Consider the following 10669-nt stretch of genomic DNA (forward strand, 5'->3'; position numbering starts at 1 on the left):
CTTACATTGAGCTGTATTTTTCACGCAGTTGCTGACGAACAAACTCAGCAATGGTGTTAAAAACAAAGGTAAATATAAATAATACAAATGCTGCTAAAAACAATATTCTGTAATGCGAACTACCCACTTCCGACTCTGGCATTTCAACCGCAATATTTGCCGCAAGCGTACGCATTCCCTGAAACACACTCCAATCCATAATCGGGGTATTACCGGTTGCCATAAGCACTATCATGGTTTCGCCTACTGCGCGGCCAAGGCCCATCATTACCGCAGAAAATATTCCAGGGCTGGCGGTAAGTAATACCACGCGTATCAGTGTTTGCCACTGTGTTGCACCCAGTGCCAGTGAGCCATTAGACAAATGCTTAGGCACGCTAAATACCGCGTCTTCCGCAATCGAAAATATAGTAGGAATTACAGCAAAGCCCATCGCAATACCCACTACCAAGGCATTACGCTGATCGAAGGTCATGCCAAGCTCGTTAGTTAAATATTGGCGCACGTTACCATCAAACATCCACAGCTCAACAGTTTCGCTCATCGCAAACGAAAACCAACCAATAAATAACACTACCGGTATAAGTATAATGGCATGCGATCCTTCAGGAATTTTATGGCGAATACTGGCTGGTAATTTAGTCCAACCAAGCGCAGTGGCCAAAATACCTAAAGGTAATAACACCAGTAAGCCAACTATGGCTGGTAAGTGCTGCTCTATTAAAGGCGCTAACCATAGGCCCGCTAAAAACCCCAAAATAACGGTAGGAAGTGCTTCCATTATTTCTACCGTTGGCTTAACCACTTTACGCAGTTCACTCGACATAAAGTAAGCGGTATAAATGGCAGCAGAAATCGCGATAGGTACGGCAAATAGCATGGCGTAAAATGCCGCCTTTAAAGTACCAAACGAAATAGGCACTAACGAAAACTTAGACTCAAAGTCGTCACTGGCTGAGGTTGATTGCCAAATATAACCTGGCTCTGGGTAACCTTCGTACCACACTTCTTGCCAAAGTGCTGACCAAGTAACTTCAGGATGTTCGTTATGAATTTCTAATACGGTTAGTTTGTTGTCGGCAACAATTAGCGCTGCATTTGCACGCGGTGCTATAGCAAAGTTTTTAATTGCTCCTTCGCTTACTTTGCCTTGCCACAATTTTGCTTGGCTTGTGGTGTAATAAACACCTAACTCACCATTACTACTGGTAGTAAAAAAGGTACGGCGGTAAAACTCAGTAAATACGTTTAACTTACTTTGCTTTGTTGTTTCAAATGAACGAATTTTTTGATATTCACGGCCGCTGTCGGTATTTATTTCAAACCACTGCGATACCTTTCCATTATCGTTTGCCAACATAAGAGAGTTAGCGCCCGCAAGTAATTGCGCCGCAACAATATTAGCGTTTTCTTCATTGGCAGACAGTAATTGAATTTGCTCTACTTCGCTTGGGTCGCGCGTATCGTAAACATAAATTTGATTAGCTGAGCGCACAAATACTCGGGTAGTATCTGGCGACATAAGTAACTCATCTACTCGCCCAGCAACATCTAGCTCGGTGCGTTCCACAAGCCATTCTACTTCGCCGCTAAACATGTTTTCTTCAGCAACAAAGCTACTAAATAAAACGCGCTTGTCGGCTGTTAGCGCAACAACGGCTGTTTTGTCTTCAAAGTGGCTAAATGCAAAACGCTTTATAGCAGCACCTTGCTCGTCTACCTCTAAAGCAAGTTCGCCTAGCGGATAATCTAAACGCGGAGTTAATTTACGTTCGTTATTTGGAAACGTCACCATAAATTTAGGAATAACAATTTTTACACTGCCATTTTCTAAACCATATGCATATTGCCCCTGAAACGGTGCACTGGTAGCAAAGCTACTCACATCGCTAGGCAGGGTTACCTCTAGCGTTTTTAGCTTTTTACCAAAGTTAGCTTTTTCAACACTATAAAAGTCAACACTCCCTTGCTGGCTTAATAAATAAGCAACTTCAGTTTGTTCCTCAACGCCTACTCCCACTATTTGCTCTGCGTTTGTAAGATTAAAACTGTCGCGCTTTTCAACTTTAGCTGATTCAAAAATTGGCTGTACTATATAAAGAAGGTAGAAAAAAATTAATAGCAGCGCTATTAATACCATTACTCCACCTACGGTTATGCCAAACTGGGCAAGTCGGTCTTTAAATAGACGGCTTCGATCCGTATTAAAAGTCGGCTTATTCGGATTGGAAGTCATCAAAACATCCTTTAATCTTAACGTTGCAGTGATTATATTTCATCAAAGTGACAGTAATGTTACAGCGGTAATAATTATTTACCGTGTAATTTAAATATCTTTAAGATCGAATAGCAGCCGTGTTTATGCAGTATTGATGAACTAAATATTATATTTATTGGACAAAGTATTTATCGAGGTCAATACTCAGGAAGCATTTAGTTAATAATTATGGTTTGTTGCAAGGGCTGCACTGTAGGATTAAAGGTCTAACTTTAGCAACTAAATCATAATATTTAACCTGAACTCTGAATAGAGTTAAACAACACTTAATGCCTATGCATTACCTTATTTGGGCTTTAAAGAAGAGAACTATTTATGAAGCAGTTGGTTATAACCATTTTAGGACAAGATCGTCCTGGTTTAGTAGAGAGCATTTCATCCGTTATTTTAGAAAATCATGGCAACTGGCTAAGCAGCAACTTGAGCCATTTGCTCGGTCACTTTGCAGGTATTATTCAGATTGAAGTTAGCGAAGAGCATTTTCAGGCACTGCAAAATGCGCTCAATGCTCTGCCTAAACTTGATGTACGTATTGAAACAGGCAATACAGAAATAGAACCCGCCACACGTGAGCAACTTAACTTTGTTATTACCGGTAACGATCGCCCGGGTATTGTGCAAGAGCTTGCAAGTGTAATTCGTCATAAAGGAGCCAATATTACTCACTTAAACTCAAGGCAACAAAGCGCACCTAATTGGGGCGTGCCTATTTTTAGTGCTGTTGCTACAGTAACACTACCTAATGGGTTGAATAAAGAAGAAGTAATTAATGCATTAGAGTCGATAACAAGCGACTTAATTGTTGATGTAGAAAAGGTTTAACAAAATAACGGCGCTACACACCATAGTGTAGCGCCGTTATTTTTATTAGTTTTAACTGTATATAAATTTACATAACCTGAACTCTGGTTAAGAGATTTACTAACGTATTGAATCATAGTTATATTTAATTTTATTTTCTCTAGCTAGAAATTTTCAGTGAAAATAAGGCGAATTTACGCGTCAATAGCTGGCCTATTGCAAGAAAATTCAACGCCGTTAACGCTGAAAATAGCTGCTTGAGATAAGTTTGTTATCCGGAGAGCAGGTTACATATCTATATGTCGGTTTATGCTTTGTACCATTTGTTTTAATCCTTGGTACTCAAGCTGCAGTATTTGTCCGAGTTTTTCTTTGCCGTCTGCAGTTTGTGTTTTTCCCTCTAAGTACTCATAAGCATTTATTACTTTTTGATGCTGATCAGACAAATAGCCCTGGATAGCTTGCTCATCTAATTGGGTACTTCGATCTAAATCAGTAAAATTCAGTAGCTCTGGATTTTCTGCAAAATACTCATAGCAGTAGGTATCTAACGTATTTATGGTGGTGATTGCTTTAAAGCCAATTAAATCTTCAGCGAGTTTTTTTTCGTATTTAGTACAGTAATCAACTAATTGAGTATTATGCTCACCTAATAGTTCCCGCACACTAAAAAAGTTGGCCGCCATTTGTGTATGAAACAAGATAGTCCAGTCATACATTTGTTGAATTGTTTTAACTTGCATCTGCATTCCTTACTTGAGCTGAGTAAACATAGTAATGCGTAAATCGTGCCATATAAAAAAGTGAGCAATATCAATAGTAAAGTTGCAGGCTATGTAACTTAATACTGTTTTTCAGTATAAGTTACATAACCAATGTAAATATTATAGGTCGCGTTTGCGCCACAATAAATACGTTGCCGGTATTACTAATAAGGTTAAAACAACCGCACTAAACATACCCCCTACCATAGGCGCTGCTATGCGGCTCATTATTTCACTGCCCGTGCCAGTGCCATAAAGTACCGGTAATAAACCTATCACTATAGTAGCTACTGTCATCATTACGGGGCGTACTCTTAGCCCTGCGCCCTCTGTTATTGCTTGCTTAAGCTGCTCATAATTAAGCGGCACACCAGTTTGTTGTGCTTGGGTAATTTTTTCTTGGTAGGCCTGATTTAAATACACCAGCATGATCACCCCAATTTCTACGGCCACCCCTGCAAGTGCAATAAAGCCCACCCCAACAGCCACCGAAAAGTTAAAGCCTTCTAGGTACATTAGCCATATTCCGCCAATCATCGCCAACGGTAAAGTAACGATAATAATCAATACCTCCGCAAAGCTTCTAAAGTTCAGATACAGCAGCACTACAATAATGGCTAACGTTAGTGGTAATACGTAAGCAAGCTTATCTTTAGCACGCTGCATATATTCATATTGCCCAGCCCAGGTAATTGAATATCCTGCTGGTAGTATCAATTGCTCATGCAAAATTTGCTGGGCGTTTTCTACATATGTACCAATATCAATATTTTCTATATCAATAAAGCTCCAACCATTTAAGCGGGCATTTTCACTTTTTATTCCGGCTGGGCCATCTTCAATAAATACTTTAGCAACATCGGCTAAAGCTATACGCTGCCCGGCTGGAGTTACAATAGGAAGTAACATTAGCTCCTCAGGTGAATCGCGGTAACCTTGCGGGTATCGTAAATTTACCGGATAGCGCTCTTGCCCTTCTACGGTTTGGGTGACATTTGTGCCGCCAATAGCAGTAGCTACAACTTGCTGTATATCGGCAATATTTAAACTATAGCGCGCCGCTTTTTCACGGTTTATATCTACCTTAATATAACGCCCACCAGCAACTCGCTCAGAATAAACGGATGCCGTACCCGGTACATCTTTTAAAATGCTTTCAATTTGTTGACCTATTTTTTGAATTTCACTCAATTTAGGGCCAGCAACTTTAATCCCCACCGGGGTTTTAATGCCGGTTGCTAACATATCAATACGGGTTTTTATTGGCATAACCCATGCGTTAGTTACCCCAGGAAACTTCACTAAACTATCTAGCTCTTTTTTGAGTTTATCTAGGGTCATACCTTCGCGCCATTGATCTTTAGGCTTGAGCTGAATAAAGGTTTCTATCATGGTAAGCGGCGCTGGATCTGTGGCGGTTTCTGCTCGCCCTACTTTACCAAATACAGTTAGTACCTCTGGCACAGTGGCAATTAATTTATCGGTTTGCTGTAACAACTCCCGTGCTTTACCAATCGAAATACCTGGATAAGTAGTTGGCATATACATTAAATCGCCCTCATCAAGGGGGGGAATAAACTCGCTCCCCATTTTATTTACAGGATAAAAGCCAATCACTGCAATCAACGTAGCTAAGGCCAAAGTTGCTTTAGGAAACTTAAGTACTGCGTTAAGTAATGGTTTATAAGCATTTACCAGCATGCGGTTAACCGGATTTTTTTGCTCTGAAATTACTTTGCCGCGAATAAAGTATCCCATAAGTACCGGTACTAAAGTAATTGCAAGCCCAGCAGAGGCAGCCATAGCATAGGTTTTAGTGTACGCCAGCGGGGCAAACATACGCCCTTCTTGCGCCTCTAAAATAAATACCGGCATAAAACTTACCGTAATTATCATTAAGCTAAAAAATAATGCGGGGCCGACTTCACTGGCCGAATCGATCACCACTTGCCAGCGGTTCTCATCGGTTAGTGGGGTTTTTTCCATATGTTTGTGCATATTTTCAATCATCACTATAGCGCCATCGGTCATAGCGCCAATTGCAATGGCAATACCGCCAAGCGACATAATATTGGCATTAATACCTTGCCAATACATAATTAAAAATGCTGTTAAAATACCCAGCGGTAGAGTAATAATCGCTACTAAAGATGAGCGCACATGAAACAAAAATACAATGCAAACCAAAGCAACCACAACCAACTCTTCGAGTAATTTACTGCTTAAGTTATCAACTGCATCTTTAATCAAGTTGGAGCGGTCGTACACGGGTACAATTTCAACTCCCGCTGGTAACCCTTTTTTTAATGACTCGAGCTTTGCTTTTACCAGCTCAATGGTTTTTTGCGCGTTTTCACCGTATCGCATTACCACTACGCCACCAGCCACTTCGCCTTCGCCATTAAGTTCGGCAATACCACGGCGCATTTGCGGCCCTAGACGAATATCGGCCACATCACGCAATTGCAGTGGTGTGGCATTAGTATTTACACCTAAAGGAATCGCTTCTAAATCGGCGACACTTTTAATATAGCCGGTGCTAGTAACCATGTATTCAGCCTCGGCCATTTCGACTACCGATGCGCCCATTTCTTGATTGCCTTGGGCAATGGCAGTTTGAATTAAGCTCAGTGGAATGCCATAAGCTCGTAACTTATCGGGGTCAACCGTAACTTGGTACTGTTTTACCATGCCCCCTACTGAGGCAACCTCAGATACGCCAGGTACGGTTTGTAATTCAAATTTTAAAAACCAATCTTGTAAGCTGCGTAATTGGCTAATATCGTGTTGATTAGTTTTATCTACCAGTGCATATAAGTAAATCCAACCAACACCGGTGGCATCGGGGCCAAGCTCTGCGCTGGCTGTAGCTGGCAAGCGGCTCGCTACTTGGCTTAAATATTCTTGTACTCGGCTACGTGCCCAGTACAAATCGGTTTTTTCATCAAATATTACATATACGTAAGAGTCTCCAAAAAATGAAAAGCCCCTTACTGTTTGCGCTCCTGGCACCGATAACATTGCGGTGGTAAGTGGAAAAGTAACCTGATCTTGCACTACTTGCGGTGCTTGCCCCGGATACGAGGTTTTAATAATTACTTGCACATCTGATAAGTCGGGCAAGGCATCAACTGGGGTATTTTTAACAGCAAATAAGCCCCCGCCAATTAAAATAACGGTCAGTAACAACACAAAAAAGCGATTAAGAACGGACCAACGTATAATTGCAGCTATCATATTGCCTCCTAATGCGCGTTATGCAATTGCATAGTGTGATTACCTGATGCGCTTGTAGAGTGCTCACCATTTATGTGGCTAATCACAAACTCCCCTTGCTGCAAACTAAAGGTAAAGTTTATTTGTTGCTGCGCTGCAAGTGCGGTTAAATCTATATCATCTGCAAAGGTAAAATCGAGCCTTGCAGGTTCGCGTCCCCATTTTTCTATTGCACCACGGCTAATATTTGCTATGCGCTGTGCTTTATCAATACTGTTAATTGTGCCCAAAACAGTTGCTGTATTTTTTTCGCTATTTGTTACTGTGCTTTTCATTATATGAATAGCCGTTAATACATAACTGCCATCAGCTTGCTTAGTCAGCTCAAAATGTAATGTTTGGCCATTTTCAAAAGCAGTAAAGTCAACATCATCAGCAACCGTAAAGTCCATTGTCATACTAGGCCAATCAAGTTCAGCTATCGGCTCATGGCTAATATTAACCATACGATGTTCCGCCATAATGCTATTAACAATGCCCTCGCTCCATACAGAGCTAACAGCTTGAGGGGCTTGCATGCGTTTAAAGTCTGAGCTTTTACTTGATTCTGAATCTAATAAAAATTGCGCCGAAACCACCACGTCATCATCTGCCATTATTCCTGATAATATTGCGGTGTTTTTACTGTCACTTCTGCCCATTTCTACAGCCACAGATTTAAAGTGCCCCTCGCCCAAGGCAACCACTACACGGTTTTGGTTACCGGTGCGGATCACCGCTTCTTTAGGGACTACTAATTGCGCTTTATTGGCTTGAGTATGAATATTTACTTGGGCAAACATATTAGGCTTAAGTTTATGGCCTTCGTTATTAAAGCGCAGGCGCACTCGCAAGGTCCGGTTTTTAGCATCGAGTGTTGGGTAAATATAATCCACTTTACCCTGCCAGCTTTGGCCACTTAAATAATCAAGCGTCATACTTACTGGCTGGCCAATCTTAATTAGCTCAGCTTGGCGCTCAAACACTTGCGCTTCAACCCATACCTCATCAAGCTTACCAATACTCATCATAGTGGTGCCGGGGTTAACATAAAAACCTTCGCGCACATTTAGCTCTTCAACTACGCCACTTTGAATGGCATAAAAGGTAATGTTTTGCATTACTTGTTTACTTTTTTTCAGCCGCTCTACAAAATCATCCGATATATTAAGTGACTTTAAGCGTGCTTTAGCTGCGCGAATAAGCACCTGATTGTTACGATTGAGCGCTAATAGAAACTCTTCTTGGGCATTCACTAATTGCGGTGAGTACAAGGTATAAAGTGGCTCACCTTGCTCAACACTGTCACCGGCTGCTTTGATATAAAGCGTTTCTAACCAACCCTCTACACGAGGGTGAATATGAATAAGTTGATCTTGATTATATTGCACATAGCCAACCGTTTTAACTTCATTTTGTAACGCTTTGTACTGTACTTTGGCGATTCTTACCCCGAGATTATTAACCACCGCTGGCGAAATAGTCACAGCACCTGGACCATCTAAATTGCTACTACTGCCTGGTGCTTCATCGTAAACAGGCACTAAATCCATGCCCATTGGCGAAAGCCCGGGTTCATCACGTCGATAATTACTATCCATGGGTGCTACCCAGTACAGTGGTTGTTTTTCTGTGCTTGCTTTAATATCAGTATTGCTCGCGGGCATAAGCGATAATACTAATGCCGTTACTCCACCACCCACTACAGCTGCTATTAATAGTTTTAAATTAGTATTCACGATTTTGCTCTCCTAATTGCTCAAGCATCACAGCAGCGTCTTGGCTACTGGCATAATAATTTAGACGAGCAATAATAATTTGTTGGTCTATTTGAATATTTAAGCCGTCAATTTTGGCATTAAGCTCACTAATACGAGCACGCATAACTTCTGAAAAATCACCGTCGTCCCGCGTGTATGCATTGAGTGTGGCTTGGGCTTGCTCTGCCATTTGCGGTAATAACTTAGTTTGATAAAGCGTATCGCGTTTTTGTAGCTGCATTAATTGGCTAAACTCTTTGAAATACATCCCTTTTAACTTTTGTAGCGCTATTAACTTTTGAGTTTTAACTGCTTCAGCTGTCGCTATTGCAGCGTTAACTTGCTGATCTTGGCGGTTACTAGTAAATAACGGCAAATCAATACTTACCCCAACAGAGAGTAAATCGGCTCGTGAGTCTCCCATAGGCGTATCACCTCGATGGCTATAGCCCATATTTACTCCAAACTGCGGCTTATAACTTTGCTTTGCGAGCGCTATTTCTGTTTGCTTAGCTGTTACTGTTTGATCAATAGCAACAATCGCGGGATGCGCCATAAGTAACGACATTAGCGCCTCAAATTCCAGCGTGGTAAAACTAATTAACGGCTCAATAGCTGTGTTTTTAGTACTTACTGGTTGAGTTAGCATGCTCATTGGCAACCATTGCGACAGCCGTTTTTTAGCACTTTCAAGTTGCTGCGCTAGCATTACTAATTTATCTTCTAGGCGAGTGAGCTCTAACTGAGCGCGAATAATATCTTGCTGACGAGTTTTGCCTAGCGAGCTGGCATAACTTGATTCGGTTATATCAATCAGTTGCGAAAATAAGGCTTTATCTTGTTCGATAAGCGCAATGCTGCGCTGAGCTCTGTACGCATTAAGCCATGATTCAATAACAATTGTTTTTACTTGTGCAAGGCGATCGGCTCGCAACCAAGGATGTTGCTGCGCAGATTGTGCTAAGGCTTGCTGTTTTAATGCTAGGCTGTCGCCACGACTAAACATTTGGCTTACACCAATACTTAGCTGCGTCATACCTTCTTGATCTAAAGCAAAACCATCGGTTGGCACGCCCATTAAACCCAAAGTTAATACCGGATCAGGCAAACTACCTGCGGCTATACTTTGTGCTTGCTCTGAGGCTTGTTGGTACTGGCTTGCCTTTAGCCAAGGCTCATGGTTTAGCGCATACGAAAGCGCCTCATCTAGGCTAAGTTCATTGCTGTGTGCTGAGATTGCAGTTCCTAGCATTAGCGCTAAAAAACTGACTTTAAATACTGCAAAGTGATTCATCACTTACTCCACTAAAATTAAAAGATTAATTTAGAGGCAGAAAAGGTGAATTAAACGACTTGACCTAATTTTAGGTACACCTATCCTGCAATTAAGCAGACATAGGGGGGCGGTATAGCGAGCTGACTAAATGGTGTTGGTTTTGTGAGGGATAGAGCTGTATTTTTTCAGAAATAATCAGTGGGGTGCTAAATAAACCATCAACACTCAACATTGAGTACGCTGAACAAGCATTAATTGGGCAATTACATTCTTGCTCGGTTGCTGCATCATCGCAACAGTCCATATTCATCATACTGACTGACATTTGCTGATGTACTTTTTCAGTTGCAACATTAGTTGCAGCATGCTGTGTTTGGCTCATGTGCGGCATTTCACATAGCATAGCAACAGACGCAACAGCCTGACCCACAAGCGTGAGTAACATAGCGATGATCAGTAAACTAGAGTAAATGCGTTGCAAAAAGTTGCCTTATTGAGGTTCTAGGTTCTAGGTTCTAGGTTCTAGGTTCTAGGT

7 protein-coding genes are annotated in these 10669 nt (G+C 41.4%); 1 reads left to right on the forward strand and 6 read right to left on the reverse strand.

All coding sequences use genetic code 11. The features are described 5' to 3' along the window. Window position 1 precedes the first annotated feature (1 nt). Window positions 2–2236, reverse strand: coding sequence for an ABC transporter permease subunit (locus H5079_RS15265; protein WP_182684415.1), 2235 nt, complete (start codon window positions 2234–2236; stop codon window positions 2–4). A gap of 357 nt (window positions 2237–2593) precedes the next feature. Here H5079_RS15265 and H5079_RS15270 point away from each other — a divergent pair, with 357 nt between their 5' ends. Continuing rightward, the gene (locus H5079_RS15270) at window positions 2594–3100 is read left to right on the forward strand and encodes a glycine cleavage system protein R (protein WP_011327021.1); all 507 of its coding nucleotides are present in this window, start codon (window positions 2594–2596) and stop codon (window positions 3098–3100) included. A 266-nt stretch (window positions 3101–3366) separates the two neighbouring features. On the opposite strand, the gene H5079_RS15275 is transcribed toward H5079_RS15270, so the two are convergent. The 5 genes from H5079_RS15275 to H5079_RS15295 all read right to left on the reverse strand — a co-directional run bounded on the left by H5079_RS15275 (window position 3367) and on the right by H5079_RS15295 (window position 10615). After that, on the reverse strand, window positions 3367–3822 hold the full coding sequence (locus tag H5079_RS15275) for a hypothetical protein (protein ID WP_011327019.1): 456 nt from the start codon (window positions 3820–3822) through the stop codon (window positions 3367–3369). Between the two features lie 141 nt (window positions 3823–3963). Then, complete coding sequence (locus H5079_RS15280) at window positions 3964–7080, reverse strand: efflux RND transporter permease subunit (protein WP_182684417.1); 3117 nt, start codon at window positions 7078–7080, stop codon at window positions 3964–3966. An 8-nt stretch (window positions 7081–7088) separates the two neighbouring features. Continuing rightward, window positions 7089–8837, reverse strand: coding sequence for an efflux RND transporter periplasmic adaptor subunit (locus H5079_RS15285; RefSeq protein WP_182684418.1), 1749 nt, complete (start codon window positions 8835–8837; stop codon window positions 7089–7091). Continuing rightward, the gene (locus tag H5079_RS15290) at window positions 8827–10152 is read right to left on the reverse strand and encodes a TolC family protein (RefSeq protein ID WP_011327016.1); all 1326 of its coding nucleotides are present in this window, start codon (window positions 10150–10152) and stop codon (window positions 8827–8829) included. The genes H5079_RS15285 and H5079_RS15290 overlap by 11 nt, the downstream gene beginning before the upstream one ends. A 91-nt stretch (window positions 10153–10243) precedes the next feature. Beyond that, window positions 10244–10615, reverse strand: a complete 372-nt coding sequence (locus H5079_RS15295) for a hypothetical protein (protein WP_011327015.1) — start codon at window positions 10613–10615, stop codon at window positions 10244–10246. Window positions 10616–10669: the final 54 nt, after the last annotated feature.

It is taken from the genome of Pseudoalteromonas sp. SG44-5, from assembly GCF_014164175.1.
In the GTDB taxonomy this organism is placed as follows: Bacteria; Pseudomonadota; Gammaproteobacteria; order Enterobacterales; family Alteromonadaceae; genus Pseudoalteromonas; species Pseudoalteromonas nigrifaciens.